Source organism: Ectopseudomonas toyotomiensis (assembly GCF_900115695.1).
GTDB classification, from domain to species: Bacteria; Pseudomonadota; Gammaproteobacteria; order Pseudomonadales; family Pseudomonadaceae; genus Aquipseudomonas; species Aquipseudomonas toyotomiensis.
In genome coordinates, this window is record NZ_FOXK01000004.1 from 336345 (window position 1) to 361521 (window position 25177).

Annotated in this window: 32 protein-coding genes, 1 tRNA gene and 1 pseudogene; 26 read left to right on the forward strand and 8 right to left on the reverse strand. The window is 58.0% G+C overall.

Annotated elements, in window-relative coordinates; translation table 11 throughout:
- The first annotated feature begins 46 nt into the window (after window positions 1-46).
- Window positions 47-469 carry a VOC family protein gene (locus BM186_RS10315; RefSeq protein ID WP_074915117.1) on the forward strand — a complete coding sequence of 141 codons (423 nt, stop codon included), beginning with the start codon at window positions 47-49 and terminating at the stop codon, window positions 467-469.
- Between the two features lie 48 nt (window positions 470-517).
- Here the strand turns inward: BM186_RS10315 and galU are convergent, their stop codons facing one another.
- Together galU and BM186_RS10325 are read right to left on the reverse strand one after the other, a co-directional pair.
- Window positions 518-1357 (reverse strand): UTP--glucose-1-phosphate uridylyltransferase GalU, encoded by an 840-nt coding sequence (gene galU / locus BM186_RS10320; protein ID WP_003460169.1) that lies wholly within the window; start codon window positions 1355-1357, stop codon window positions 518-520.
- Window positions 1358-1399: 42 nt separating this feature from the next.
- The gene (locus BM186_RS10325; RefSeq protein ID WP_074915124.1) at window positions 1400-2761 is read right to left on the reverse strand and encodes a UDP-glucose dehydrogenase family protein; all 1362 of its coding nucleotides are present in this window, start codon (window positions 2759-2761) and stop codon (window positions 1400-1402) included.
- Window positions 2762-3553: 792 nt separating this feature from the next.
- Here BM186_RS10325 and BM186_RS10330 point away from each other — a divergent pair.
- The 3 genes from BM186_RS10330 to BM186_RS26620 all read left to right on the forward strand — a co-directional run bounded on the left by BM186_RS10330 (window position 3554) and on the right by BM186_RS26620 (window position 4813).
- Window positions 3554-3730, forward strand: a complete 177-nt coding sequence (locus tag BM186_RS10330) for a type II toxin-antitoxin system HicA family toxin (protein WP_074915126.1) — start codon at window positions 3554-3556, stop codon at window positions 3728-3730.
- Window positions 3731-3856: 126 nt separating this feature from the next.
- Entirely contained in the window at window positions 3857-4282 is a 426-nt protein-coding gene (locus tag BM186_RS10335) for a type II toxin-antitoxin system HicB family antitoxin (protein WP_074915128.1), read from the forward strand.
- Between the two features lie 57 nt (window positions 4283-4339).
- Complete coding sequence (locus BM186_RS26620; protein WP_143520406.1) at window positions 4340-4813, forward strand: hypothetical protein; 474 nt, start codon at window positions 4340-4342, stop codon at window positions 4811-4813.
- On the opposite strand, the gene BM186_RS10340 is transcribed toward BM186_RS26620, so the two are convergent.
- The 3 genes from BM186_RS10340 to BM186_RS10350 form a co-directional block, all read right to left on the reverse strand.
- On the reverse strand, window positions 4797-5567 hold the full coding sequence (locus tag BM186_RS10340; RefSeq protein WP_074915130.1) for a hypothetical protein: 771 nt from the start codon (window positions 5565-5567) through the stop codon (window positions 4797-4799). The genes BM186_RS26620 and BM186_RS10340 overlap by 17 nt on opposite strands.
- Before the next feature lie 35 nt (window positions 5568-5602).
- Window positions 5603-7435: an NACHT domain-containing protein gene (locus BM186_RS10345; RefSeq protein ID WP_074915132.1), complete on the reverse strand. Its 1833-nt coding sequence runs from the start codon at window positions 7433-7435 to the stop codon at window positions 5603-5605.
- Between the two features lie 141 nt (window positions 7436-7576).
- Window positions 7577-7852, reverse strand: coding sequence for a helix-turn-helix domain-containing protein (locus BM186_RS10350; RefSeq protein ID WP_074915134.1), 276 nt, complete (start codon window positions 7850-7852; stop codon window positions 7577-7579).
- 127 nt (window positions 7853-7979) lie between these two features.
- Between BM186_RS10350 and BM186_RS10355 the strand changes: the two genes are divergently transcribed.
- From BM186_RS10355 to BM186_RS10410, 14 genes and pseudogenes are all read left to right on the forward strand, one after another.
- A complete protein-coding gene (locus tag BM186_RS10355) occupies window positions 7980-8195 on the forward strand; it encodes a hypothetical protein (RefSeq protein WP_013715705.1) in 216 nt (71 codons plus the stop codon).
- On the forward strand, window positions 8192-8341 hold the full coding sequence (locus BM186_RS26625) for a hypothetical protein (RefSeq protein ID WP_162843952.1): 150 nt from the start codon (window positions 8192-8194) through the stop codon (window positions 8339-8341). Before BM186_RS10355 ends, BM186_RS26625 begins: the two co-directional genes overlap by 4 nt.
- A pseudogene (locus BM186_RS26980) lies at window positions 8338-8460 on the forward strand (Arc family DNA-binding protein); the annotation flags it as partial. The gene BM186_RS26625 and the pseudogene BM186_RS26980, both read left to right, overlap by 4 nt.
- A 121-nt stretch (window positions 8461-8581) precedes the next feature.
- Window positions 8582-8881 carry a lysogeny maintenance protein PflM gene (gene pflM / locus BM186_RS26850; RefSeq protein WP_241519881.1) on the forward strand — a complete coding sequence of 100 codons (300 nt, stop codon included), beginning with the start codon at window positions 8582-8584 and terminating at the stop codon, window positions 8879-8881.
- Window positions 8882-8885: 4 nt separating this feature from the next.
- On the forward strand, window positions 8886-9173 hold the full coding sequence (locus BM186_RS10365; RefSeq protein ID WP_074915138.1) for a hypothetical protein: 288 nt from the start codon (window positions 8886-8888) through the stop codon (window positions 9171-9173).
- A 363-nt stretch (window positions 9174-9536) separates the two neighbouring features.
- On the forward strand, window positions 9537-9920 hold the full coding sequence (locus BM186_RS10370) for a hypothetical protein (protein ID WP_064496026.1): 384 nt from the start codon (window positions 9537-9539) through the stop codon (window positions 9918-9920).
- Between the two features lie 15 nt (window positions 9921-9935).
- A complete protein-coding gene (locus tag BM186_RS10375) occupies window positions 9936-10115 on the forward strand; it encodes a hypothetical protein (RefSeq protein WP_074678296.1) in 180 nt (59 codons plus the stop codon).
- Between the two features lie 10 nt (window positions 10116-10125).
- On the forward strand, window positions 10126-10344 hold the full coding sequence (locus BM186_RS10380; protein ID WP_074915140.1) for a hypothetical protein: 219 nt from the start codon (window positions 10126-10128) through the stop codon (window positions 10342-10344).
- Between the two features lie 5 nt (window positions 10345-10349).
- On the forward strand, window positions 10350-10556 hold the full coding sequence (locus BM186_RS10385) for a major capsid protein (RefSeq protein ID WP_074915142.1): 207 nt from the start codon (window positions 10350-10352) through the stop codon (window positions 10554-10556).
- A 146-nt stretch (window positions 10557-10702) separates the two neighbouring features.
- The gene (locus tag BM186_RS26855) at window positions 10703-12199 is read left to right on the forward strand and encodes a virulence factor TspB C-terminal domain-related protein (protein WP_241519879.1); all 1497 of its coding nucleotides are present in this window, start codon (window positions 10703-10705) and stop codon (window positions 12197-12199) included.
- On the forward strand, window positions 12199-12525 hold the full coding sequence (locus BM186_RS10395; RefSeq protein WP_074915144.1) for a DUF2523 domain-containing protein: 327 nt from the start codon (window positions 12199-12201) through the stop codon (window positions 12523-12525). The genes BM186_RS26855 and BM186_RS10395 overlap by 1 nt, the downstream gene beginning before the upstream one ends.
- Window positions 12526-12537: 12 nt before the next feature.
- A complete protein-coding gene (locus BM186_RS10400; RefSeq protein WP_074915146.1) occupies window positions 12538-13716 on the forward strand; it encodes a zonular occludens toxin domain-containing protein in 1179 nt (392 codons plus the stop codon).
- A gap of 145 nt (window positions 13717-13861) precedes the next feature.
- Window positions 13862-15139, forward strand: coding sequence for a hypothetical protein (locus tag BM186_RS10405; RefSeq protein WP_074915148.1), 1278 nt, complete (start codon window positions 13862-13864; stop codon window positions 15137-15139).
- A complete protein-coding gene (locus tag BM186_RS10410; protein WP_074915150.1) occupies window positions 15139-16146 on the forward strand; it encodes a phage integrase in 1008 nt (335 codons plus the stop codon). The genes BM186_RS10405 and BM186_RS10410 overlap by 1 nt, the downstream gene beginning before the upstream one ends.
- A 55-nt stretch (window positions 16147-16201) precedes the next feature.
- Here the strand turns inward: BM186_RS10410 and BM186_RS10415 are convergent.
- Both BM186_RS10415 and BM186_RS10420 read right to left on the reverse strand, forming a co-directional pair.
- Window positions 16202-16291, reverse strand: a tRNA-Ser gene (locus tag BM186_RS10415).
- 93 nt (window positions 16292-16384) lie between these two features.
- Window positions 16385-16603, reverse strand: a complete 219-nt coding sequence (locus BM186_RS10420; protein WP_074915152.1) for a hypothetical protein — start codon at window positions 16601-16603, stop codon at window positions 16385-16387.
- 187 nt (window positions 16604-16790) lie between these two features.
- Here BM186_RS10420 and BM186_RS10425 point away from each other — a divergent pair, with 187 nt between their 5' ends.
- Complete coding sequence (locus BM186_RS10425; RefSeq protein ID WP_074915154.1) at window positions 16791-17480, forward strand: crotonase/enoyl-CoA hydratase family protein; 690 nt, start codon at window positions 16791-16793, stop codon at window positions 17478-17480.
- Window positions 17481-17599: 119 nt separating this feature from the next.
- Here the strand turns inward: BM186_RS10425 and BM186_RS10430 are convergent, their stop codons facing one another.
- Entirely contained in the window at window positions 17600-17992 is a 393-nt protein-coding gene (locus BM186_RS10430) for a hypothetical protein (RefSeq protein WP_074915156.1), read from the reverse strand.
- Between the two features lie 154 nt (window positions 17993-18146).
- Between BM186_RS10430 and BM186_RS10435 the strand changes: the two genes are divergently transcribed.
- The 7 genes from BM186_RS10435 to BM186_RS10465 all read left to right on the forward strand — a co-directional run bounded on the left by BM186_RS10435 (window position 18147) and on the right by BM186_RS10465 (window position 25094).
- The gene (locus BM186_RS10435; RefSeq protein ID WP_012018520.1) at window positions 18147-18461 is read left to right on the forward strand and encodes a hypothetical protein; all 315 of its coding nucleotides are present in this window, start codon (window positions 18147-18149) and stop codon (window positions 18459-18461) included.
- A 387-nt stretch (window positions 18462-18848) separates the two neighbouring features.
- A complete protein-coding gene (locus BM186_RS10440) occupies window positions 18849-20132 on the forward strand; it encodes a CmpA/NrtA family ABC transporter substrate-binding protein (protein ID WP_074915158.1) in 1284 nt (427 codons plus the stop codon).
- A 12-nt stretch (window positions 20133-20144) separates the two neighbouring features.
- Window positions 20145-20996 carry a nitrate ABC transporter permease gene (ntrB, locus tag BM186_RS10445; protein ID WP_074915160.1) on the forward strand — a complete coding sequence of 284 codons (852 nt, stop codon included), beginning with the start codon at window positions 20145-20147 and terminating at the stop codon, window positions 20994-20996.
- A 117-nt stretch (window positions 20997-21113) separates the two neighbouring features.
- Complete coding sequence (locus tag BM186_RS10450) at window positions 21114-21905, forward strand: ABC transporter ATP-binding protein (protein ID WP_074915162.1); 792 nt, start codon at window positions 21114-21116, stop codon at window positions 21903-21905.
- A gap of 96 nt (window positions 21906-22001) precedes the next feature.
- Window positions 22002-22691: a polysaccharide lyase family 7 protein gene (locus tag BM186_RS10455; protein WP_074915164.1), complete on the forward strand. Its 690-nt coding sequence runs from the start codon at window positions 22002-22004 to the stop codon at window positions 22689-22691.
- 48 nt (window positions 22692-22739) lie between these two features.
- Window positions 22740-23183, forward strand: coding sequence for a thioesterase family protein (locus BM186_RS10460; protein ID WP_074915166.1), 444 nt, complete (start codon window positions 22740-22742; stop codon window positions 23181-23183).
- Window positions 23184-23882: 699 nt separating this feature from the next.
- Complete coding sequence (locus BM186_RS10465) at window positions 23883-25094, forward strand: nitrate/nitrite transporter (RefSeq protein ID WP_017676824.1); 1212 nt, start codon at window positions 23883-23885, stop codon at window positions 25092-25094.
- Window positions 25095-25177 lie beyond the last annotated feature (83 nt).

Below are 25177 nucleotides of genomic sequence, written 5' to 3' on the forward strand. Positions count from 1 at the left end.
CATACCGTAAAGGCCCGCGCTAAGCTGATAGGCAGAGGAGAACACCATGCGCCCTACCCTGACTCACCTGGCCCTGCACGTCCCCGCTCTCGACGCCTGCATTGCCTTCTATCAGCGTTTCTGTGGCATGCAGGTGATCCACGAGCGCCCCGGCAAAGGCACACGCATCGTCTGGATGGCAGAGCCGGGCAAGGAGCACCAGTTCATCTTCGTGATCATGCCCGGCGGCCAGGACAGGCACCTGGCCGCCAATGACTACAGCCACTTCGGCTTCGCCCTGGGCAGCCGCGCAGAGGTCGATCGCATCGCCGCCATGGCCGAACAAGCGGGCTGCCTGATCTGGCCACCGCGGGACGAGCCCTACCCGGTCGGTTACTACTGCGGCCTGCGCGATCCGGCCGGCAACTACGTGGAGTTCAGCTATGGCCAGCCGCTCGGGCCTGGCTCCGAGGAAATGCCCATCCCCTGAAACGCAAAACGCCACCCGAAGGTGGCGTTTCGTTGACCTGAAGGCGTATCAGAATGCCTTGCCGGTCTTGTACAGGTTCTCGAAGCAGAAGTTGGTCGCGTCGATGTAACCCTCGGCGCTACCGCAGTCGAAACGCTGACCCTTGAACTTGTATGCCATCACGCAGCCCTGCTGGGCCTGGCGCATCAGCGCATCGGTGATCTGGATTTCGCCACCCTTGCCCGGCGGTGTGCTGCGAATCAGATCGAAGATGTCCGGGGTGAGGATGTAGCGGCCGATGATCGCCAGGTTCGACGGCGCGTCCTCGGGCTTGGGCTTCTCCACCATGTTGCTGACGCGGTAGATGTCATCGCGGATCATCTCGCCGGCGATCACGCCATACTTGGACGTCTCGTCCTTCGGCACTTCCTGAATCGCCACGATGGAGCAGCGGAACTGGTTGTACAGCTTGACCATCTGCGCCAACACGCTATCGCCTTCCAGGTTCAGGCACAGGTCGTCAGCCAGTACCACAGCGAACGGCTCGTCACCGATCAGCGGCTGACCGCAGAGGATGGCGTGGCCCAGGCCTTTCATTTCGACCTGACGGGTGTAAGAGAAGCTGCACTCGTCGATCAGACGACGGATGCCAACCAGGTACTTCTCCTTGTCGGTGCCCTTGATCTGGTGTTCGAGCTCATAGCTCACGTCAAAATGGTCTTCCAGCGCACGCTTGCCGCGACCGGTGACGATGGAGATCTGGTTGAGGCCAGCCTCGAGTGCCTCTTCAACCCCGTATTGAATCAGTGGCTTGTTCACCACCGGCAACATTTCCTTGGGCATTGCCTTGGTAGCAGGCAGGAAGCGCGTGCCGTAACCGGCAGCGGGGAACAGGCATTTCTTGATCATGGGACTCCCTAGTGGGGATGGTTGGAATGCGCGCTCAGTCTATCAAGCCGCGCTAGCCTTACAACTGCCGCTTGCAGGTCGACCGATGCCGCGATAAAGAAAACCCAGCTCCGCCAGCTGATCGGCGTCATAGATGTTGCGCCCGTCGAACAGCACCGGCATGCGCATCGCACCGCGAATACGCGGGAAGTCAGGCTGACGAAACTGCTTCCACTCCGTCACCAGCACCAGCGCATCCGCACCCTGGGCGACGGCATAGGGGGATTCGCTCAGCACCAGTTGCCCCGCCTCGACGGCCGCCGCATAACGTGCAGCAACAGCTGCCGTGGCAGCAGGGTCGCAAGCCTGCACCTTGGCGCCAGCGGTCAGCAATGCGTCGAGCAGCACCAGACTGGGCGCTTCACGCAGATCGTCAGTACCGGGCTTGAATGCCAACCCCCAGAGCGCGACGACCCGCCCCTGCAAGTGGCCATTGAAATGCTCGCGCAAGGCCTGGAACAGCAGCGTTTTCTGCAGCGCATTGCGCGCTTCGACCGCACGCAGGATGCCCGGCTCGATACCCTCGTGCTCAGCCGTACGGATCAGCGCTTTCACATCCTTGGGAAAGCACGAGCCGCCATAACCGCAACCAGCGTAGATGAAGTGCGTGCCGATACGCCGGTCGCTACCGATACCGCGGCGTACCTCCTCGATATCCACGCCCAACCGCGCGCAGATACCTGCCATCTCGTTGATAAAGGAAATCTTGGTCGCCAGAAAGGCATTGGCCGCGTACTTGCTGAACTCGGCGGCGCGCACGCCCATGCACAACAGGCGGTCGTGATTGCGCAGAAATGGCGCATACAGCCGGCGTAGTAACTCGCGCCCACGCTCGTCGTCGCAGCCGACGATCACCCGATCGGGGCGCATGAAGTCCTCGACCGCAGAACCTTCCTTGAGAAACTCCGGATTGCTCGCCACGATCACCCGCGCCCGTTGTTCCCGACGCGCCAGGCCGGCGTTGATGCGCTGCGCCACACGCTCGGCGGTGCCCACCGGCACCGTGGATTTGTCCACCACCAGACACGCATGATCGAGCCGTTCACCCAGCTCGTCGGCAACCGCCAGCACATGGCTCAGATCGGCCGAACCGTCCTCACCACTGGGCGTGCCCACCGCAATGAAAATCACCTCGGCGCGGCGGATGCCGGACTTCAGCTGCGAAGTGAAACTGAGCTGCCCTGCGGCCAGCTGCACCTTGAGCATCGTTTCCAGGCCAGGTTCATAAATCGGCACCTCACCTCGAGAAAGCATCGCGACGCGCTGCGGATCTCGCTCGACGCAGACCACCTGATTGCCCATTTCGGCAAAACAGGTGGCCGTCACCAAACCTACGTACCCTGCTCCAATCACGCATATCTGCATCGCAGCATCCTCCTGGCCTATGCTGCGATTGCAACCAATCGCGGTGGCAGCGATATGACGGAACGACGAAGGAATGATGACAAGCGCCTTCGCCGTAGTCGGCGGGTATTGGCCAATGTGGCTGTATCTTCGGCGCTGTAGGTAAGGAGCACGGCCTGACCGTGCCAGACGAATAACCGTTCGAGCTAATTGCCCCAAGGGAACGACCATGCCAGACGACAAACGCCAGCAACTACGCAATAAGTTGCTGGCCGGCGCCGAATCCAAGCCAGCAAAGCCCGCCAATCAGCGATATTTCGCTAGCCTGCGTGAACGTGTACGACGCTCCAGGCAGTCACCTCCTCCATCGATTTGAAACGAGCGGCTGGCTGTTTAGCGTCTTGCGCCGAGAGATGAGCGACAAGCCAGAAAACCAAAAGCCCTGAAAGATTGTTAGCTTTCAGGGCTTTTGGTATTGCGAAAGTGGCGGTGAAGAAGAGATTCGAACCCGTTTCGACAGCGTGTCAGTCCGTACCAAACCCTCTCAATACGGGCTTTCCAGCCTCCCCGCCTGCTCGTTTCGTCTCAGTTCGTCACAGTAATTTCGACACTTTTTCGACACCTCTTAGGGAACAGTAGGTCACCTAAGGTTTCTCATGCTCACCACGTATCCCTCGCGGATTCTACGACCGCTCGTCTGAATCACTGACAAATACCTGTGGATGTGCCCTACTAAAAGACAACACAAATGTTGCATAACGCAACACTTCTGTTGTAGTCTGTGGCCGCCCACTGGCTAGAAGGAGCCGTACCATGAAGTACAGCGAGTTCAAGCGGTGGCTGGCCCAACAAGGTGTTGAATTCCAGCCAGGGAAAGGGAGCCACTTGATTGCCGCTATCAATGGTAGGCAAACAACGGTTCCCTACCACGGCTCCAAGGAAATCGGCGAGGGCCTCCGCCGTAAAATCCTGAAGGACCTAGGCTTGTAAAGCTAGGTCCTAACGGACTACGCGGTAGGCGAGCTGATTCACAGAGAGGTAATAAAAGTGAACGATCCAACTACACTTTAGACACAGCGGAAAAACTTAATATTATTTATACTTACGAGGGTAGCCATGGAATATTTAGTAGAAGTTGAGCAAGACACTAATGGTAGTGTCCTGGTCACTTGCGCCGATATTCCTGAATTTGCAAGTGTCGGAGATGACATTGAAGAAGCCTTGATCAACGCAGTTGACGGCTTAGAAACAGCTTTAGAAATATATATTCAGGAACGTCGTAGGTGGCCAACTCCACCAGCAAATCCTAAAAAAATTAAAGACCTTTACAAAGTAAGAATACCCGCATTAACAGCAACCAAAGCAATCTTGCATAATGAAATGCTTGAGCAAGGAATAAGGAAATCTGAACTTGCACGTAGACTACACGTTGCAATGCCACAGATTGATAGACTCCTTGACGTAAGGCATAAATCAAAACTGGAAGGTTTAGAGGAAGCGCTAGAAAGACTAGGCAAGCACCTAGAAATATCTGTTGCATAAATATCAAGGCCCCGCAATGGGGCCTTATTTATTTAGGCAATAACTAGCACGTTTCCTATGCATGCCAAGCGGAGCAATAATTGCAAAAAAAAATATGAAATATCGGGAGTGGCATTAGAGGCTATAGGCCTCTTTCTACTATTGATTGCAACCTTTTGGGAAAATGAATATTCTGGCTGGTGGGACACCCAATCCCCAGAGTGGCAATACTGGATTCAGGAAGAGGTAAATCTAGCGACGCTATACACTCTAGCTGACCTAGCTGCGCTAGCGGCTGTAACAGATCAAAATCTTCAGAACAAAATGGCTATAGATGCTAAGAACAGAGCCACAGACGCTGCCATTCGATCTATAACCATGCGAGACGAACGCAAAAAAGCATTAAAAGGGCAAGCTGAGCTTTTCTCTAAAATAAAACTATGGCTATTAATAAGTAGCGCTATATGTCTAATCATTGGAAAAAGCCTAGTATTAATAGCCCTCCTTAAAAAAGGACGCCAGACAAATATTGGGCCTACCCCATCGGATTAAAACTGCTCGCTGCAGAGCAATAGCGCGTCTTCATGCGATCACTGCTTGTCTTGCGGTCACTGTCATAGCGGGCGCGCCAGGTTCGGCACTCTTCGTGGAAGTGCTGTTTGGCGGCCTTTCGGCATTCGCGGTAGTCGATTGATCCGCGCCGGTGATTGGCGCAGACGCTGGTGCTGTCGATGTAGTTATTCACCGATAGCCATTCCGCCAGGTAGTTGCTGCCACCGTTCCAACTCTTTATCCATCTGGAAGTACGCTCGTTGCTCACCTGTCTGGTTTGGCGCTGCTGCGTCTGCTGGGGTGCTTGGGCTATGCGATGGGTAGCGGGCGGTGTGTAGGTGCTGGCCGGCTGCTTGGGTGTGTAGTTCTTGTCACTAAACACGTTCTGAGAGCTGGCAATCGCCCTCGCCTTTTCTTCCTCCGTCCACTCCATCGAGGCGTATGGCTGAGGCTGGCTTACCGGTTCGTATGCGACCTGTCGCGAGGGTGGATCGATGGGAATGGATGGCAGCCTTATAGGCTCTTCCGGCTCGCTGTAGGGCTGTGGCGCCGATTGCTGGCTGAATAGGGGTTTGCCGTCTACGTGGATCGCCTGCTTGAGCTGATCCACATTGATCACGATTGGCTTTGCAAACATCGCGATCACGCCCCAGGTAATCGCGGAACCTACGCCCAAGATGGCCATCATTCTCCATGGGCCGGGCTTTTTCTTGCTGCGTAGGTAGTCTGGTGCGTCATCCCAGTCTGATTTCATATTGCCTCCCTGCTATTCCTTAATCTCCTTATGTTTCAACCTAACAAGAACTCAGATATATCCGCTTGTTTTTTCTTATGTTTTCTCTCAAGAACCTTTATCTTGCCTTTGGCAAATTCAAGCCTAGACACAAATCTCTCAAGATACCCTGCTTCAACAATTAGTTTTTTTTGCTTTAACGTCAGGTCAGATGTCAAATCCAAGCTCCCGTGAACATTTTTCTTTTTAAAAAGATCATTCAAAGCTTTCTCTTGACTCTCGGAAAGCTCTTTATCCCAGCGATTTCGAGAAAAAAATCTAGACCAATCCTTGCTATACAGCCTGCTAAGGATCATATAAAAAAAAGCCTCAGAATTATCTCTTACGTCAGAACCAACTATACCAAAATAGATCAGTCTTCGACCCTCATGAAGCCTCACGCTTATAGAGTCATACATAGAGGCAATCATTGAAACCTGGCCTTCAAGAGTATCCGGAAAAAGCTGCATATTACTTACATGACGATTTAGTCGAGGCAACAACCACTCTTTTTCCAAGAGATCAGCATTAATATCATAGACCATAGGAATAACATCATTCCTATGATTGATGAAAGCCACCTTATCTATCAGTTCAAATTTATTTGCACCAGCGTAGCCAACCAGAAAAAGCGCTGTAAAATACTCCTGAAAAGATCTGTGAGAAAAAGCATAGCCAAGTCCATCGCGCTGCAACACACAGACATTACTTACTAAGTCATGTACAAAATCCTCAGCTTTGGTTTTCAGACCGCACAGTCCGATTGCCTTTCTAGCGTAAGTGACAACTTCTTCCTCTGAGAAATAATATTTAGCATCAACATAACTTACAACCGCAAATGACGAAAGGGCCTTTTTGAAATCATCGAGAGCCAACTTAGACATGCTCTGTCTCTTATAAAGGCTTTTAAGAGAGTCGTGCTTATTAAACAGCGTTAAAAAGGCCTGCTCATAAAATAGATGTATTTTGTTCGGTATCTCAGCAATTTGCTCGTAGGTCATAAGCATCATCGTAAGCAACAGCGGCACGCTAGCAAAGCTCTGATGCTTATCGAACAGACTATCATCCAAGTCCTCCAGGAACTTTCTTTTAACAGCCCTGTCGTACTCCAGCTTCCCTATCAAAGATTTAGCTTTTTCTTTATCGAGAGGAAGCACTCGATATAGGTAGAATTCTTCCCATGAATCAAAGCAGCCATCTGGACGGCTAGATACCACAACCATTAATCGTCCATACTGATTAGAGAGCTTTAACACCTCTTGATAGAACTCTTCCCTGCGCTCTACCAAAAGCTCGTCGTAACCATCTAAGATCAGCAAAACCCTTCCCAGCCTCAATGCGTACTCTAACTGAATGCGGCTGAAAGCCGGCTCTATTTCAGTCATCACCGACATAAGAAACTCTATAATCCCTGAGCTGCCAGCCGAGTTCAAATGCCTCAATTCTACGAATATTGGTACGACCTCTCCTCCATTCTCCACCATATCCAAGAACAGACTTTTACAAAAAGTAGACTTACCCGTTCCTGCAGTGCCACTCACGACAACCTTTCTGTACCTGACAACCTCCCCATAGAAGTTCTCAGCCTCAACCCTTTCCTGGCCTAGAGAAAGATCAGTTTTTACGTAAAAATCCCTCAGCCTTACAGGTTGATCACGATATAGTAATGTTTTAGTTTTTGAGTATCTCTCATAACTTCTCACCAAGTATTTTGAGAAGCTCTTTTCGAGTATAACTTTAAGCTTATCATTTGCCTCCCTACCCATCCCCCCCGCGCCTTCAAATACTGTTTTAACAAACCCTGCCACCAAGGAGCTTACTAACCCACTCATACCTTCAGCTTCAGACATGCTTTCTCACTCAGCCTAAAATAGATTATTTTAATTTAGCGTAAACTTATAATTCACTGATTGCATTCTAAGAAAGAAGCACGCATCACAATTATCCCTTTCCTTGGGCGTACCAGCGCCTAGCTACTTCAGTTGTAATCGCTATCCCGCGTTTTGATTGGGCAAGTTTGAATCGGCCTGATCGTATTCGGGGCTTGTCTGCCCTGCTTCTGGAGCTACATCGCCACTGACCACCCACAAGGCATATTGAGGAAAGAGCTTAACGATAGCCTCGATCTCCTCTGCCTTGATTTCGCGCTTTCTGGCGGTGTTCTTCAGGTTGTTCCAGGTGTAGCGACTGATGCCAGTGCGCTCCTCTAGCTCAGGAAGCCGAATCCCTGAGCTTTTCAAAATAGTTATAACGCGCTCTTTAATCATAGCCACTTGATCTATAGTTGATATATCCGATATGGATCAACAATGGCATTATCCGTTTCGACACGATCCATTTTGGATAACGCAGTGCTGAATAACTGGCATTGACACGAATAGTGACGGAACGAGCATGGAACTGGAAGAGCTGGAACCTTCGAAGCTGATAGGCCCGCAACAGGACGTGGAAACCGTCGAGTCCTGGGCCGACCGCAACGGCCTGACCTACGGCACCGCGCGTGCCTGGGCAATGAAAGGCGTTCTTCCCACCGTAAAGCTAGGCAAGCGCCGCATGGTCAACAGCGCCCTGCTCCGCACTTGGCTGCTGGAACAGGAGTGGACGGCATGAATCCTCCTTTCTATACGCAAGCCGCCTTCGCCGCCCTGGCGGGTGTTCCCGTCGAACAGGTCGCGCACTGGATCAGAACCGGCGCCGTCGAGAGCGTAAAGCTCGGCAAAACCCGCGTGGTGCTGTTTCCGGGGGTGAACCAATGAGCCGCACTGACCCGCAATTCAAGCTGCGCATGCCGCCAGCCCTCCGCGCCCAGGTAGAGCAAGCCGCCGAACAGGCGAACCGCTCCCTGAACGCCGAAATCGTCACCCGCCTGCAAGCCAGCTTCGCCAAAGCAAAGCCAGAGGTGTCGGCCAATGACCAACACGAGTCAGTACCTGCTGTCACACCCCAGGGAGTGCGGCTGTCCGGGCTGCTTCGCCCGCAATCCCCAGGGCAAGTACATGGCGTTCGTGCGACACCCGCACCCCGAGAACTGCGACTGCTCTGTGTGCTACGTCAATCGAAACTGGGCGACGCTCCCGACATCGTCGAACTCGGATACCTACCGATCCACACCATGCACCGACTGCCACCCCGCGCAATGGTCCGTGGTAAATGGTCGGACCCACGTTACGCCGGCTTATACCTGCGAGAAACACAAGCCGTCGAACCGACCGCCGAAGTACTGGAGCGTTGTGCACGACACCGGCAAACCAACGCCCTTCGTGCCGCTACGCGAACCGTTCGAACTGGTGGGGTGATCGCATGATTGTTCTCGACACTCCCTCTATCGTCATGCTCGGCCTACTGCTTGTTAACTGCATCGGCGTCGCCTACTGGTTTGGCCGCATGGACGGTGCCCGCACTGCCCGCCCTGCGGACCCGCGCCTAGCCAACTCCCAGGCGGAAACACGCGGCTTCTTCAAAGGCCTGACCGCCGCGCTCGTTGCTATGTCGGTCAAGGGCCGCGCCCCCGGCTTGTCCGAACACGCTCCACCGTTCGGCCAAACGGAGGCACGGGCAGAGCGAACCCTTGAACACCCACCACCCTGAATAGCCTCCGCTCGTGAGTGTGGGGCAGCTCCACCGCCCCGCGCTCCCGAGCCCTCGGCGGCAAGAGTGGGATGACAAGGGCAAAGCCCTTAGTGTTATCCAGATTAATGATCAAAAGTTAATTATCACAAAAGTTAAAAGTTTCATTGCGTCACTATTTGGCTCAATAAGTTTTAACCGATGATATTTATGCAAGAGTGATTTTTTAGCTTTTCAGTAGCGTATAACTAGGCACACAGAAACCCGTTGCAAGCCGCGCAACCCCTGGCATTGGCGAACTTAACAAGTTCCTCTGCCTGGGCTAACTCGGCCTGCAAAAAGGCAAAACCGCGCAATAACGCGCAACTAAGCGAGGAAACACAAATGGCACGTTCGACTATGGAAGTTGCATTTCTTGGCACTCAGAAACTGGCGTTCAACCAAAACGGCACCGACGTAAAAATCGTCAAGGTGTTTTACGGCGATGAGCCAGACGGCATCACCGAAAACGGCCTGTCCATTGTGAGCATGGATGTGCCTGCCGACGTTGCAGATGAGGTGTTCGCCTCTGGCGCCCAATTTGCCCCGCTCGAAACGGTCCGCATCACCTTCGAAGTGGCGCGTGCTGGTAAGCAGAAAGGTAACAACCTGGCTGTTCATATCGAGGCGGTGAACCCGAAAGGCCAGGCCGCCAAGCCTGCTGCCCCGCAAGGCTCCCAACAACAGCCCAAGCCGACCGGCACCCAGCCGGACGCGGCCAAGGCCTAACGGGAGGGCGCCGCCGTGCTGATCGTTGATCGCGTGCTGTGTGACTGCTGCGGGCAGCCCATGGGCCAGCTCTACAACCAGTCCGCCCCCCAGCCCGACCTGCTGCCCGATCTGAACAAGGCGCCCGACCTCGTGATCTGCCCCGACTGCATCGCCATGGCTGAGGTCATTCGTGACCCCAGCCTGGCCGAGTAAGCGAGGGCGCATGAATTTCATCGCCTGCGATGGGGAGTGGTCGGCTGGTGCTTCGGGTGAACTCCTGTGCACGGGTCAGCTGGTTTCCATCGCAGACGACGAAATGCAGGGCCTGATCGGCTCTGCGCTCACCTGGGATGACGTGTCCGAACTGCAAGGCGAAGCAATGATTCTGTTCGCCACCGTGTTCGGGTTTCTCGTCCTGAAAAAAGTCCTGAAATCGAGGTAATACCCATGCAACACATCAAAACCCTGCGCCGTTCGCTCGGCACCGCTGCTGCAATCGGCTTGCTGTCTGTTCAACAGGCCTACGCCGCCCTGCCCACCGAGGTTAGCACCCAGCTCGACACCACCAAGACCGACGTTGTCGAGCTGGGTGGCCTGATCCTCGTCGTGCTGATCGCGGCTGCCGCGTTCAAGTACATGCGCCGTGCCATGTAACCCAGCAACTGCACGTATGTGCCGAAGCAAGCAAAGCCCCGCCTCGGCGGGGTTTTCTTTTCCGGATACCGCCATGAGCTATCAACTTTTCGTGCTGATCATCACCGTACTGGCGCTGTATCTCGTGTTCTTCGGGAGGGTGTGAGGTGCGCAGATTTCAAGGCTATATCGCGCTGGTTCTACTGATTGTTTCGGCGGGGTTTTACTCGGGGCTAACCCAGGCTGAGGATTATTATTGGACTAGGCAGAACGATCCAAACGGCCCCCGTTATTCATCGGCCATTGCCGCCTGTAATGCGATCTTTCCCTATGTCGTATCCGGCCGTACTTATGTTTATTCCCATTATGAGCCGACCAATGAGTTATCTGGCAATTGCGCGGGTTACTGGACGGCGACCCCCGGCATCTATAACAAGCATGCTGTAGCGCGCCATGGCGATTCCTGTAGTTCAGGCACATATAACCCCCAAACCGGTGAATGCGAGGCTCCTGAGCCTGACCAATGCGAGTCCACCATTGGTAATGTCGTCCATCACGAGTTTCGCTTTGCCAGCCTCGGCAGTGACGGCAACCCTTCCGCTGACCCACCCGTAACCGTCTGCAAAAGCGGCTGCCAGTATTCCCACACCTTCGGCGATTTCAGCTCCAAGCGTGATTTCGGCCCGCCTGATCAGCTCGTCGGCTCCTTCGAGTACAAGGGCAACGGTGTCAGCTGCACCCCATCGGCCAACGACCCATCCGTCTTTGATCAGCCGCCCGCCAAGGACCCAGTCACCAAAGCGCCGGAGTACGCCACCAGTAACGATTGCTCGGGCTGGGAAACTCAGCCCGACGGCACGGTCAAGCGCAACTGCACCGCCAATACCTCGTACAAGGATGAAGGCGAAGTCGAGTGCAAAGGCGGCACGGCGGGTTCGGGTTTCAGCAGCAGCGTTACGTGCACGCCGTCGAAGAACAAGCCGCCGCAAAAATCAGAGACCAACGTCGAGCAGGAGACCACCAAGAAAGACAACCCGGACGGCTCCAGCGAGACCACCACCAAGACCGACACCACCAAGACCGAGTGCAAAGGCACCAAGCCGTGCGAGTCCTCCAGCAAGACCGAAACCGAGTCGGAAAACACCGACCCCAACGGCAACTCCACCAAAAACGGTAACTGCGTCGGTGATGGCTGCAACCCGGATAAAACCGACGGCAGCGGCACTGAGGGCAAAGAAGAAGGCGAACAAGGCGAAGAGCGAACCGCCACAGTCGGCACCTGTGACGGCGGTTTCTCCTGCGCGGGTGATCCCATCGACTGCGCCATCCTCAAGCAGCAGAAAGAACAGCAGTGCTACGCCGAAGAAATGAGCGATTTCGACGGCAACAAATCCGAAGTCGAAGGCCTGCTCCAGGGCGAAAACTTCGAACTCAACGAAGGCAGCGGCGATATCGACGTGCCGTCCTTCATCAGCCAGGGCACCCGCTTTCTCAGCCCATCCTGCCCACCTGATCGCGTCGTGTCCCTGTCCATGGCCGGGCGCTCTGTTGGCCTGTCCTTTCAGCCCCTGTGCAGCTTCGCCAGCGCACTCGGCCCCTTTCTAGTCGCCGTCACCGCCGTTATATGCGCGCTCTACGTCGGCCGTTCCGTAGGAGGTAACTAATGCACTATCTATTCCTGGCACAGCTCCTGATCATGATTGTCGGCCCACTGGTGAAAATGGCCCTGCGCGTCATTGGCTTCGGCTTCGTGTCCTATATCGGCTTCAATCTGGTGATCGATCAGGCCCGTGGCTACATGCAGTCGAGCATGGGCCAGCTCGGTGCTGAAATCAGCGGCATTCTCGGCCTCGCGAACTTCGACATCATCGTCAACATGTACTTCGCGGCCATCGCAACGCGGTTCATCCTGGCGGGGATCGACAAGGCTCAGGACCGCAAGCGTAATCAGGTCTGGCGCAAGCCGGGCGGCACCTCCATCGAAGCATAAGGGGGCCGCACCATGCTCGTTATCCGCACCGGCAAACCCGGCCACGGCAAGACCCTCAACACCATCCGCGAAGTGGACCAGAAAGCCCTGGCCGAAGGGCGTGTGGTCTACTTCCACAACATCAACGGCCTCAAACCTGAAACCCTGCAGGCGCAGTGGTTCGAGTTCGATGATCCGGAAAAGTGGTACGAGCTGCCGAAAGACAGCATCGTCGTGATCGATGAAGCGCAAGGCTGGTTTGGCGCCCGTGATCCAAGGGCACGTCCACCGGAGCACATCACCCGCTTCGAAACCATGCGCCACCAAGGCCACGAAGTGCACCTGGTCACCCAGGACCCGCGCTACCTGGATGTGCACCTTCGCCGCCTGTGCAACAGCCATATCCACTACTGGCGCGTCTTCAAGTCCTCCCAGCTGCTGCGCTTCGAATCCGAAGTGGTGGTGGAAAAGGTCGAAGTCAAAACCAGCTTCAAGGATGCCGACAAGAAAACGCTTCGCCTCGATAAACGCTATTTCGGGTCCTACACCAGCACCAACGCCAAGCACCACTTTCAGACCACGGTGCCGACCAAGTTCATCCTGGCAGCGGCTGTCATCGCGATAGCCGTTGTCTGGTCGTATCGCTTCATTGGGCAATACGCACCAGCCGACGAGCAAGCGCGCGCAGCCGATGCGCCCGAACCTAGCATGGTGGATCAAGCCAAAGGCGCTATTGGCTCCTTCATCAACCCGCTTGGCCAGCAGGCACCGGAACAAGGCAAAAAGAACACAGCCACCTACCTGACCGAGCGAATACCTCGGGTGCCTCAGCTCCCCGCCTCTGCCCCGCTCTATGACGACCTGACCAAGCCGCAAGCCTTCCCGCGGCTCTACTGCATGTCCAGCACCGATCCAGAGATATACCGACGGCACTTCGCCAAGCGCCCCAGTGGCATCGTCAATGGCCAGCAGACCGTTTGCCAGTGCTACACGCAGCAAGGCACCAAGGTCGAAACGGATTTTCAGTTCTGCCTGAACATCGTTGAAAACGGCTACTTCGACCCGGCCATCGCTGATCGCAGCAAACAGCAGCAGTACGGCCAAGCGCAGCAACAGCCGATGCAGCAGCCCGTCACCGGGTATCCCACCCAGCAGCCCCAGCAGGCACCCGTAACGGTCGTCACCTATGAGAAAGGCAAGTTCTTGTGGTGATCAGCAATGGGACGTCGTGTGCGCGTTCTGCGAACGCCTGCGAGGGACGAGCGGGCGCGCAGAACGCGCCTGCTGACGTCCCTGTAGCACGTCAGATAAACCAAGGTTAAACGTGTCGATTCGGCACTATTTGGAGCATTAGAAAATGGCAGTTAAAGACCAACTCCGTGTTGATCGTGAGTTCAATAAAACCCCGACCGGTAGGCTGTTTTTCGACAGCATGACCGCTCGGATAACTGACCTTTCCAACGTCCGAATCCTGGCCTGCAGCGTCGATACAGTCCGCCAGCTGTATCGCGGCCTGATCCGCCCGGAAATCATGAGCCTGTTCGAGAAGCCGGGGACCATCGTTGATTTCGCCGGCCAGCGCTGGCACTCGGGTCGTGTCAGCAAGGATTCGGGCTATCAGTACAAGCTGCAGAATGCAGACCTGGGCATCATCCTGCTGGTGAAGAACTTCAACGCCAAGCTCGAGAACATCGGCCCTCACCTGAAAATCGAAGTGTCTCCGCATGCCATCGACCAGTTCTGCCCCGAGCGCCTGCAAGAACGTCTCGACTACTACGCCAGCCACGTACTGACCAACGTCGAACGCAACCAATGCGCCGTTCACCTCGCGCTAGACCTGCAGGGATGGCAACCGCCCGCCGATCTGGTCGCCCGCATGCACTGCCGCGCACGCGCTGCACGCGATATCTCCGGCATCAAGGAAATCCAGTGGACGCTGGAGTCTGCCACCTACGGCAAAGGCCAGTCTTACCTGTTCGGCTCCGCTGGTGGCGTCCAGCTCGGGATTTACAACAAGACCGAACAGGCCCGAGCAATCGACAAGCTCGACTACTGGGAAAACGTCTGGAAGCGTCGCGACAGCTTCGACGAAGCCGATCCGGACAACTACAACCCCGACCAAGACGTATGGCGCGTAGAGCTGCGTTATCACCACTCAGTGATCCAGCAATTCGCCTCTGGCTCGTTCGATCTGCACAGCGGCGAAACCATCGAAACCAACAGCTATGCCGCCTTTGCTCCGCACCTAGACGGCCTGTGGCGCTATGGTCTGCGCCAGTTCAAGTTACTGGCTCGCCCTGGCTACTTCGAACCCATCTGGACGCTGATCCGTGACGATGTGCGCGTCGATCTGCCGGTCGATTCCCTCGTCGATGAAACCGAGTACAAGCGCCAATACAAGACGTCTCGGGGCTTCTCGGGGAAGAACGTCGAGCTATTCCTGGGAAACTTCGTCAGCCTGCTGGCACGGGAGCGAGTGGGCGCTAGGCGAGCATTTCACCGGCTCAAGGATTGGGAGTGCTGGCCGGTGATCCGCGACCACTATGCCGCCAAGGGCATGGATGAAGACGGCCTGTATAAGCACATCAAAGGCATCCTTGAAGAACGGCATGTGCGCTGGGGGCGTGCTGTCTGATGGCTATCGAGCAACTGCCTGATGGTCGCTGGAAAGTCGACGTTGAACCCATCAAGGGCCGGCGCTTTCGCAAGACCTTCAAGACCAAGGGTGAGGCCCAACGCTTTGAAGCCACCTGCAGGGCTAACTGCATCGACTCACCGGCCTGGACGCCCAAGCCGAAAGACCGTCGCCGGCTCTCCGAACTCTGCACCCGCTATCACGAACTGCACGGCCATGCCCTGGCTGACGGTGCCGCGATACTCCGCACGCTGCAGAACCTGGCCAAGGATCTAGGCGACCCTTTGGCAATCAAGCTCACCGGCAATGCCTTCTGTGAAACACGCAGCGAGCTGCTCAAGGCTGGCATTCAAGGCAAGACGCTGAACAACCGGCTTGGTTACCTCAAAGCCATGTTCAACGAGCTGCACCGCCTGGGCGATATCGACTACCCCAACCCGCTGGCCAAGGTTCGCCCGCTACGCCTGCAGGAACGTCCGATTTCCTTTCTGTCTCACTGCCAGATAGCCGAGCTGCTCGATGCGCTGGACGAACGCAAGACCAGCCCGGGGCTTGGCCTGATCGCTCGTGTTTGCCTGAGTACCGGTGCCCGCTGGGGAGAGGCCCAAGCACTGGTGCCCGAGCGTGTCAGAAACGGCATGGTGACGTTCGCCAATACCAAGTCCAAGCGAACCCGGTCGATTCCTATCGATAGCAAGCTGGAAAAGGCACTGCACGTCCACTTCAAGCGGCACGGCCTGTTCACCAACTGCATGCTGACCTTTAGCCGTGTACTGGAGAAGACCTCGATCAAGCTCCCGGCCGGCCAGGCCACGCACGTACTGCGGCACACCTTCGCCAGTCACTTCGTCATGCGGGGCGGGAACATCCTGACGCTACAGAAGATCCTGGGGCATACGTCGCTAGCAATGACCATGCGCTATGCGCACCTGTCGCCGGACCATCTGCAGGATGCTTTGACCTTGAATCCGCTTTTCGACACTTCTTCGACACCTGCCGAAAGCTGAAAAGCAAAAAGCCCCGAAAACTTCTCAGCTTTCAGGGCTTTAGGTATTGCGAAAGTGGCGGTGAAGAAGAGATTCGAACTCTTGATACGGTTTCCCGTATACACACTTTCCAGGCGTGCTCCTTCAACCACTCGGACACTTCACCGGATCTCGACGTTTTGGCGTTTACCCCGTCGAGGCGCGCTAATGTAGTCGAATGTTTTCTCGATGGCAAATTTTTTTTAAAGGATTCATGCGCTTAAGAGCGAAGCGGGTTTTCGTCGCGCTCCTCACAGGGCTGCTCGTCGAAGCGAATGTGGCCGAACAGCAGAAAACCCAGGGACATGAACAGGCCCAAGCCAAATAGCATCAGCACGCCGGATGGGCTGCGCAGGTAGAGGGTTTCGCTGAGCACGACCGATGCCAGCAGCAGGCCGATCATGGCAAGCATATAAAGGATGGAGTAGAGGATGTTCATGGGGCAGCTCCTTCGGTTCGCTGCGCACCTTAAAGGCCTGGCTTTGCGTTCGACCAATTGCCATCCGGCATCGCCGCGATAGGCAAAAACACTGACCAGCCAGTCAGCCGCGGCGCTTTACCAGAACGCTTCGGCTGAGTACCTTCTGCCCACATTCGCCCCCAAGGCTCTAACAAGGAATACCGCCATGAGCGACCTGATCAGCTATCAACTCGAAGACGGCATCGCCACCCTCACCCTGAGCAATGGCAAGGTCAATGCCATCTCGCCTGACGTGATCGCTGCGTTCAATGCCGCCCTCGACCGCGCCGAACAGGATCGCGCCATCGTCGTCATCACCGGCCAGCCGGGGATTCTTTCTGGCGGCTATGACCTGAAGGTGATGACCTCGGGCCCGCAAAATGCAATCAACCTGGTGGCTGCTGGCTCCACGCTGGCGCGACGCATGCTCGCCCATCCCTACCCGATCATCGTCGCCTGCCCAGGTCATGCCGTGGCCAAGGGTGCGTTCATCCTGCTGTCGGCCGATTACCGTATCGGTGTGGAAGGCCCGTTCAATATCGGCCTGAACGAAGTGCAGATCGGCATGACCATGCACCACGTCGGCATCGAGCTGGCCCGCGACCGTCTGCGCAAGTCGGCATTCCATCGTTCGGTGATCAATGGCGAGATGTTTGACCCGGCTGGCGCGGTAGAGGCCGGCTTCCTGGACAAGGTGGTACCGGCCGAGCAATTGCTGGCCACCACTCAGGTGGTGGCGCAGCAGATGAAGAAGATCAACATGACCGCGCACAAGAACACCAAGCTGAAGGTGCGCAAGGCGCTGCTGGAAACACTCGATGCCGCCATCGAGATGGACAAGCAACACCTGCTGTAAGCACTCGGTAACCCATAAATGAAAAACGCCGCTTCCGTTGAGGTCGCGGCGCTTTTTCTTTACGCGTCTCGCCAATTAACCCGCCGGCGAATGCCGGTGCGCACGGCGCACCCTACGGATCAGCCGGAATAATCCAGGGCCGTCCAAGCTCGGCTCAGGCCTTGCGCGAGCACGCAGCCGGGCTTGCTCAGTTGCTCGTTGAAGGCGGCCGGCAACAGCGTGGTTTCACCCTCTGCAGCGCCATGACGCTCGGTCAGCCACTGCAGCTTGCCGCAGTTGGGCGTTTCGATCACGTAACTGGCGGCAATGTTGGAGTGGTGGCTGGGCAGTCGAATCACGTCGAGCACTATGCCCGCCTCCTCGACGCGCTGGCCATCGGAAACCAGCACGGCCCAGGCCTGCTCGCCCTCGATCACCAGGTAGGCACCGTTGGCCTGTGGTCGATCAATCTGCGGTTGCGCGCAGCCGCCCAGCAGGGCCAATAGCACAATCGTCATCAGCATCTGTTGCATTGCCAATACCCCCTTGCAAGGCGCCCACCTTCAGGCAGTGGACGGGTTGTTGTCGCCTAAGTGAGGCCAATATCACTCGATACTGTTTATTTGTACAGTATTTTTCGATTAGGCTATATCGCAGGTAAATGATCGATTGCACAGGAGCGCCATCATGCTGGACGTACTGCAGCTAAAACACCGAGTGAACCGCATGCCGCTGGAGCGAGTACGCGAGATGGTCGAGGAATTGCAGCTCGAGGGCATCGTCACCGAGAGCCGCACCCCTTTCAATCGTCAGCACTTCAATACCTGCTTCGCCGAGATCGAGGCATTGCTGCAGCGCGCCGGCTACCATCGGCAACTGGATGTGGTCGGCTATCAGGGGCTGGCCTATGCGCTGTTCGATCCGGCTCGCTGGGAAGCCGTCGAAGTGCTGCGCTGGCTGCGTGACTTTGTCGAGGAAGCGCGCGTTCAACCGGCTTCCTGAGCCCTCCAGGCGAACCAAAAAGGCTCAGCGTCGCCTGTTCATGCACGGCATTGGCTCAGAAGCATGCGGGGTGAACTGAGCGTGTGTTCGCTCCACACACTTCACAATATTTTCAGAATACAGCTTCAACCTATTGATCCTAAACAGCTAGCCACTGGCTAGATTGCATCTAGCCACTACCTGTCAGGTGCCACATGCCGTTGCTCGGCCACTGTGCACGAAAGCTGGCAAGCCCCTTGCTAAGTCCCTGTCAACCATCCTGCGTAGCACGCCAACGGCGGCGGGCCGAGGATCACGGACAACGGCGTCCGTCAGGTCACCTCCCTCTCATTTGAGGCGGCCTGGCGTACGCCGTTTTTGTTTATGCGCCTGACAAGGATTAGACCCATGACCGATCGTGATTCGAACAAGCCCCTGGCCACCAGCCGCCGTAACTTCCTCAAGCAATCCATCGCCCTGGCCGGCGCCGTGAGCGGCATCGCCGCACTCGGCCTGTCCGCCCCCGCTTCGCTGCGCAGTGCAGCCTGGGCCGCCGGCTCCGACGCACCGGAGAAGGCCGCGCTGACGGTCGGCTTCATTCCCCTGACCGATTGCGCCTCGGTGGTGGTAGCCGCTACTCAGGGTTTCGGCGAGAAATATGGCCTGACCATCAACCCGAGCAAGGAAGCCTCCTGGGCCGGCGTGCGCGACAAGCTCAATACTGGCGAACTGGATGCGGCCCACGTGCTCTACGGCATGATGTACGGTGCCCAGCTCGGCCTCGCCGGCCCGCAGAAGGACATGGCAGTGCTGATGGGCCTGAACCAGAACGGCCAGGGCATCACCCTTTCCAAACAGTTGCGCGACGCTGGTGTGACCAACGGCGCGCAATTGGCCGAACACGTGAAGAAAGGCGGTAACCCGCTGACCTTCGCCCAGACCTTCCCCACCGGCACTCATGCCATGTGGCTGTATTACTGGCTCGGCAGCCTGGGCATCAACCCCATGAACGACGTGAAGACCATCGTCGTGCCGCCGCCGCAGATGGTTGCCAACATGCGTGTCGGCAACATGGATGGCTTCTGCGTCGGCGAGCCCTGGGGCGCGCGGGCGATCTTCGACAAGATCGGCTTCACCGCCACCACCACGCAGCAGATCTGGCCGGACCACCCGGAGAAGGTACTGGGCACCACCCGCGCCTTCATCGAGCAGTATCCCAACGCGGCGCGCGCGCTGATCATGGCGATTCTCGAGGCCAGCCGTTTCATCGAAGCCAGCGAGGAGAACCGCAAGAGTACCGCCAAGCTGATTTCCGGCAAGGCCTACGTCAACGCGCCGGTGCAGGTGATCGAGCCGCGCTTTCTCGCCCAGTACGAGGACGGCCTCGGCAACAGCTGGAAGGACGAACACGCCATGGCCTTCTGCAAGGACGGCAGCGTCAACTTCCCCTATCACTCCGACGGCATGTGGTTCCTCACCCAGTTCAAGCGCTGGGGCCTGCTCAGGGATGCGCCGGATTACGCCGCCGTGGCCGCGCAGATCAACCAGACCGCGCTCTACGCCGAGGCTGCCAGCGCCCTCAAGCTGACGGTGCCGAGCAGCCCGCTGCGCAGCAGCACATTGATCGACGGCGTGGTTTGGGATGGTAGCAATCCGGCCGCCTACGCCGACTCCTTCGCCATCAAAGCCTGACCGGAGGTGACCATGAATGCCCCCCTGAAAACACCACTGCCGCCAATCGCCAAGCCGCGTCTCTCTGTGCAGGCCTTGCTGCCAAGCGCCACTGCACTGGGCGGCCTGCTCAAGGCCGGCATCGCCCCGCTGCTGGGCATCATCGCCTTCATCGGCTTCTGGTCGCTGCTGGCGCAGTACAGCGAGGGCCTGCCCGGCCCCTTGAGCACCTGGCAAGCCGCCCTGGTACTGTTCGCTGATCCCTTCTACGACAACGGCCCCAACGACATGGGCATCGGCTGGAACATCCTCAACTCGCTCGGCCGCGTCGGGGTCGGCTTCGGCCTGGCGGCGCTGGTGGGCATTCCCCTGGGGTTCGCCATCGGCCGCTTCGCCTTTCTCGCCGGTATGCTCGCGCCGATCATCAGCCTGCTGCGTCCGGTTTCGCCGCTGGCCTGGCTGCCGATCGGTCTCCTGGTGTTCGAGGCGGCTGGCCCGGCGTCGATCTGGGTGATCTTCATCAGCTCGATCTGGCCGATCATCCTCAACACTGCAGCCGGAGTGGCCAGCGTGCCGCAGGATTACCTCAACGTGGCCCGCGTGCTCAAGCTGTCTGAATTCAAGGTACTGACGCGCATCCTCTTCCCCGCCGTGCTGCCGCACCTGATGACCGGCATCCGCCTGGCCATCGGCGTGGCCTGGCTGGTGATCGTCGCCGCGGAGATGCTTACCGGCGGCATCGGCCTGGGCTTTTGGGTGTGGGACGAATGGAACAACCTCAACGTCGAGCACATTCTCATCGCCATCATCATCGTCGGCCTGGTCGGCCTGGCGCTGGAACAGATGCTGCTGTTGATCGCCAAGCGCTTTGACTACGCGAGTTAACAAAGACTTTCAGGAGTAGACCACAAGTCTTTGTTTTACAAGACAAGTTATCCGAATTAATTCCGGATCAACATGACAACGATTCCCCGGTCGCATCCGGGGACCGGGAGAACTCCGATGGACAAATTCGTAGAGCTGACCGCTGTCAGCAAGCACTTCGACACCAAGAAAGGCCGCTTCCAGGCACTGGCAGACGTCAACCTGAGCATCGCCCGCGGCGAGTTCGTGGCGCTGATCGGCCACTCCGGCTGCGGCAAATCGACGGTACTCAACCTGATCGCCGGCCTGCTCGACGCCAACGAGGGCGGGCTGATCTGCAACGGTCGCGAGATCGACGGCCCCGGCCCCGAACGCGCCGTGGTATTCCAGAACCACAGCCTGCTGCCCTGGATGACCTGCTTCGGCAACGTCCACCTGGCCGTGGAAAAGGTCTTCGGCGCACGCGAAAACAAGGCCCAGCTCAAGGCTCGCACCGAGCAGGCGCTGAACATGGTCGGCCTCAGCCATGCCATGCACAAGCACCCTAACGAGATCTCCGGCGGCATGAAGCAGCGCGTCGGCATCGCCCGCGCCCTGGCCATGGAGCCCAAGGTGCTGTTGATGGACGAGCCATTCGGCGCCCTCGATGCCCTGACCCGCGCGCACCTGCAGGACGAGCTGCTGCGCATCGTCGGGCAGACCCAGAGCACCGTGGTGATGGTCACCCATGACGTCGACGAGGCCGTGCTGCTGTCTGATCGCATCGTGATGATGACCAACGGCCCGGCCGCCACCGTCGGCGAAATCCTCGCCGTCGACCTGCCGCGCCCGCGCGACCGCCTGGCGCTGGCAAATGACTCGCAGTACCACGGCTACCGTACCGCCGTGCTGGAGTTTCTCTACCAGCGCCAGCAGCGCCCGGCCGCCTAAGCGTCAAAACCGCTCTGGCTCAAGGGCTGGGGCGGCGGAACCTCTGGCCCTTTGCAGGGACGAACAAGGGCCCTCAACTGACAAGCAGAGAACCCCGTGCTCGACCTCACCACCTGGAATCTGTCGATTCCCACCGAACCGGCGCCGACCACCATCACCACCGAACGGCTGAATAACGGCTATACAAGCCGTTACTTTCGGCGCAATGCCGACGGCAGCGTGACCTTCTGGGTACCAGTCACCGGCTCGACCACTGCCGACGCCCGCTATCCACGCAGCGAGCTACGCGAAACCCAGCACGACGGCAGACTCGACAACTGGCTCCACGCCAGTTCGGACAGCTATCTCAGCGCTGTGCTGCAGGTCGACCAGGTGCCCAGCCGCAACAAGGTGGTGATCGGCCAGATCCATAGTACCGATGTGCCGGGCAGCCAGAACGACCCGCTGCTCAAGCTGCAATATCACTATCGACGCGGCGTTGGCCGGGTGGAGCTGCTGCTGCGCGCTCGCCCAGGCGACAGCGACGTGCAAAACATCCTGCTGGCCGAGAACATCCAGCTTGGCGAGCGCTTCGGCTACGACCTGCGCGTCACGCCCAGCGGACGCATCGGCATCAGTGTGGCCAGCACGGATGGCGACAATGGCTCGCTCTACCGCCAGTTGAGCAGCAGCTGGAGCAAGCAGTACCTGTACTTCAAGGCGGGCGCGTATATCCAGGACAATTACGGACCGGATAGCGAAGGTGGCCGCGTCACGTTCTATCACCTCAACAGCCTGCACCGCTGAGGAACGCGGCGGTTTACAATCGCCGCTCCCCTCGACGACGGCTCGACCATGGCACGCCTGACCCTCGATTTTCCCGAAGACCAGTATTGCTACAGCACCCACCTGACCGTGCGCGTTACCGACATCAACGGTGCCAACCACCTGGGCAATGACTCGATGATCTCGATGATTTCCGAGGCACGCGCCCGCTTTCTCTTCGAGTTCGGCATCCGCGAAACCGATGGCAGCGGCATCGGTATCATCGTCACCGACCTGGCCACCACCTACCGCGCCGAGGCCCATGCCCGCGACCAGTTGCTGTTCGAGGTCGGTGTGATGGATTTCAACCGATATGGCGGTGACATCACCTTTCGCATCACCCGTCCGGCTGACGGCACGCTGGTGGCCATGGCCAAGTCCGGCTTCGTGTTCTTCGATTATCTGCAGTCGAAGGTGGTGCCAATGCCGGAATCCTTCAGCGCCAAGTTCCCCAAGGTCAATCGGCTCGACTGACTCAGCGATTCCACTGCTTCAGGGCCCAGGGCGAACAGGCGTCTGCAAACTTGCACAGTTATTGCTGCTAATAACGTGACACATCGTCATTCGTCTGCTACGCCTAGGTCAGAACAGAAAAAAGGGGGGATCGAGGATGACCGACACCTACCGCCGTGCCCGTCAGGCGGGGCTGCTCAGCAATCTGCTGGCGCTCGCCCTGCTGACCGCGCCGCTACCCACTCACGCAACCAGCGTTACCCAACTTTCCAGCGTCCAGTCTCAAGCCACTCTCAGTACGCAGCGATCGCCCCATTCGGGGGCATAGACGGCGCAAACGCCTCGTTTTACGGCAGTACTGCGCGTATTGAAGGTGCGTAGCGCCTGACCCCAGGGCCTCTGTTCGGTTGGCTCGGCTCTTGCTTATTCCCTCGCACCAGGTAGCCAACGGCGGCCACCTCCCTCACGACAAAGACGTCGCCTCACCTCGCCTTCATGGCCTGTGGTGAAGCGGCGTTTTTTTTCGTGTTCGCCCCAGTGACCGGGGCCGGCGCAGGCATCGCGATCCGAGCCTGCACCGCAATCGCTCAAACCTGCTGTGGCTTCGGCCGCAGGGCTCTGCACCACAAGTGCACGGCCTTCCCGGCAGGCACGGCCGCCGTGTCCACGACCACGGTTCGCCGCGCCTGGCCGGGCTCCTTCTCGCTGATGAGGTGATAGATGAATACAAGTTTCTGGAAAGCCGGCCACGCCCCCACACTGTTTGCCGCCTTCCTCTATTTCGACCTGAGCTTCATGGTCTGGTACCTGCTCGGCCCACTGGCGGTGCAGATCGCTACCGACCTCGACCTCAACGCCCAGCAACGCGGCCTGATGGTGGCCACGCCGATTCTCGCCGGCGCCGTGCTGCGTCTGCTGATGGGCTTTCTCGCCGACCGTCTGTCGCCGAAGACCGCCGGCCTGCTCGGCCAGGTGGTGGTGATAGTCGCGCTGTTCTGCGCCTGGCAGATCGGCATCGGCAGCTACGAGCAGGCGCTGCTGCTCGGCCTGTTCCTCGGCTTCGCCGGCGCGGCGTTCGCCGTGGCCCTGCCGCTGGCCTCGCAGTGGTACCCGCCGCAGCACCAGGGCAAGGCCATGGGCATCGCCGGCGCCGGTAACTCCGGCACCGTGCTGGCAGCGCTGTTCGCCCCCGGCCTGGCCGCGCTGTCCGGCTGGCAGAACGTGTTCGGCTGGGCGCTGATCCCGCTGCTGGCGACCCTGGTGATCTTCGCCCTGGTGGCCAAGAATGCGCCGGAGCGGCCCAAGCCCAAGGCCTTCGGCGACTACCTCAAGGCCCTCGGCGATCGCGACAGCTGGTGGTTCATGTTCTTCTACAGCGTCACCTTCGGCGGCTTCATCGGCCTGGCCAGCGCCCTGCCCGGCTACTTCAGCGACCAGTACGGGCTGAACCCGGTGACCGCCGGTTACTACACCGCCGCCTGCGTCTGCGCCGGCAGCCTGCTGCGCCCGCTGGGCGGCGCTCTGGCCGACCGCATCGGCGGCATTCGTACACTGCTGATGATGTATACCATCGCCTCGCTGTGCATTGCCGTAGTGGGCTTCAACCTGCCCAGCGCGAACGCCGCCCTGGCCTTTTTCGTCGCCGCCATGCTCGGCCTTGGTGCTGGCAATGGCGCGGTGTTCCAGCTGGTACCGCAGCGTTTTCGCAGGGAAATCGGCGTGATGACCGGGTTGATCGGCATGGCCGGCGGCATCGGTGGTTTCTTCCTCGCGGCAGGCCTGGGCACCATCAAGCAGCACACCGGCGACTACCAACTGGGCCTCTGGCTGTTCGCCAGCCTCGGCGTGCTGGCCTGGGTCGGCCTGCATGGGGTCAAGCAGCGCTGGCGCACCACCTGGGGTAGCGCCGCGGTGACCGCCGCACGGGTGTGAGCGAGTTCTCAACGACCGGCCACACTCCGTAGGGCGCGCCGCGTGCACCAGCGATTTGCGTCGAGCCTGGTACGCACGGCGCA

Coding starts and splice junctions, on each gene's coding strand:
- BM186_RS10315 (WP_074915117.1), top strand. CDS start 47: ATGCGCCCTACCCTGACTCACCTGGCCCTGCACGTCCCCGCTCTCGAC.
- galU (WP_003460169.1), bottom strand. CDS start 1,357: ATGATCAAGAAATGCCTGTTCCCCGCTGCCGGTTACGGCACGCGCTTC.
- BM186_RS10325 (WP_074915124.1), bottom strand. CDS start 2,761: ATGCAGATATGCGTGATTGGAGCAGGGTACGTAGGTTTGGTGACGGCC.
- BM186_RS10330 (WP_074915126.1), top strand. CDS start 3,554: ATGAAGTACAGCGAGTTCAAGCGGTGGCTGGCCCAACAAGGTGTTGAA.
- BM186_RS10335 (WP_074915128.1), top strand. CDS start 3,857: ATGGAATATTTAGTAGAAGTTGAGCAAGACACTAATGGTAGTGTCCTG.
- BM186_RS26620 (WP_143520406.1), top strand. CDS start 4,340: ATGCATGCCAAGCGGAGCAATAATTGCAAAAAAAAATATGAAATATCG.
- BM186_RS10340 (WP_074915130.1), bottom strand. CDS start 5,567: ATGAAATCAGACTGGGATGACGCACCAGACTACCTACGCAGCAAGAAA.
- BM186_RS10345 (WP_074915132.1), bottom strand. CDS start 7,435: ATGTCTGAAGCTGAAGGTATGAGTGGGTTAGTAAGCTCCTTGGTGGCA.
- BM186_RS10350 (WP_074915134.1), bottom strand. CDS start 7,852: ATGATTAAAGAGCGCGTTATAACTATTTTGAAAAGCTCAGGGATTCGG.
- BM186_RS10355 (WP_013715705.1), top strand. CDS start 7,980: ATGGAACTGGAAGAGCTGGAACCTTCGAAGCTGATAGGCCCGCAACAG.
- BM186_RS26625 (WP_162843952.1), top strand. CDS start 8,192: ATGAATCCTCCTTTCTATACGCAAGCCGCCTTCGCCGCCCTGGCGGGT.
- pflM (WP_241519881.1), top strand. CDS start 8,582: ATGGCGTTCGTGCGACACCCGCACCCCGAGAACTGCGACTGCTCTGTG.
- BM186_RS10365 (WP_074915138.1), top strand. CDS start 8,886: ATGATTGTTCTCGACACTCCCTCTATCGTCATGCTCGGCCTACTGCTT.
- BM186_RS10370 (WP_064496026.1), top strand. CDS start 9,537: ATGGCACGTTCGACTATGGAAGTTGCATTTCTTGGCACTCAGAAACTG.
- BM186_RS10380 (WP_074915140.1), top strand. CDS start 10,126: ATGAATTTCATCGCCTGCGATGGGGAGTGGTCGGCTGGTGCTTCGGGT.
- BM186_RS10385 (WP_074915142.1), top strand. CDS start 10,350: ATGCAACACATCAAAACCCTGCGCCGTTCGCTCGGCACCGCTGCTGCA.
- BM186_RS10395 (WP_074915144.1), top strand. CDS start 12,199: ATGCACTATCTATTCCTGGCACAGCTCCTGATCATGATTGTCGGCCCA.
- BM186_RS10400 (WP_074915146.1), top strand. CDS start 12,538: ATGCTCGTTATCCGCACCGGCAAACCCGGCCACGGCAAGACCCTCAAC.
- BM186_RS10405 (WP_074915148.1), top strand. CDS start 13,862: ATGGCAGTTAAAGACCAACTCCGTGTTGATCGTGAGTTCAATAAAACC.
- BM186_RS10410 (WP_074915150.1), top strand. CDS start 15,139: ATGGCTATCGAGCAACTGCCTGATGGTCGCTGGAAAGTCGACGTTGAA.
- BM186_RS10420 (WP_074915152.1), bottom strand. CDS start 16,603: ATGAACATCCTCTACTCCATCCTTTATATGCTTGCCATGATCGGCCTG.
- BM186_RS10425 (WP_074915154.1), top strand. CDS start 16,791: ATGAGCGACCTGATCAGCTATCAACTCGAAGACGGCATCGCCACCCTC.
- BM186_RS10430 (WP_074915156.1), bottom strand. CDS start 17,992: ATGCAACAGATGCTGATGACGATTGTGCTATTGGCCCTGCTGGGCGGC.
- BM186_RS10435 (WP_012018520.1), top strand. CDS start 18,147: ATGCTGGACGTACTGCAGCTAAAACACCGAGTGAACCGCATGCCGCTG.
- BM186_RS10440 (WP_074915158.1), top strand. CDS start 18,849: ATGACCGATCGTGATTCGAACAAGCCCCTGGCCACCAGCCGCCGTAAC.
- ntrB (WP_074915160.1), top strand. CDS start 20,145: ATGAATGCCCCCCTGAAAACACCACTGCCGCCAATCGCCAAGCCGCGT.
- BM186_RS10450 (WP_074915162.1), top strand. CDS start 21,114: ATGGACAAATTCGTAGAGCTGACCGCTGTCAGCAAGCACTTCGACACC.
- BM186_RS10460 (WP_074915166.1), top strand. CDS start 22,740: ATGGCACGCCTGACCCTCGATTTTCCCGAAGACCAGTATTGCTACAGC.
- BM186_RS10465 (WP_017676824.1), top strand. CDS start 23,883: ATGAATACAAGTTTCTGGAAAGCCGGCCACGCCCCCACACTGTTTGCC.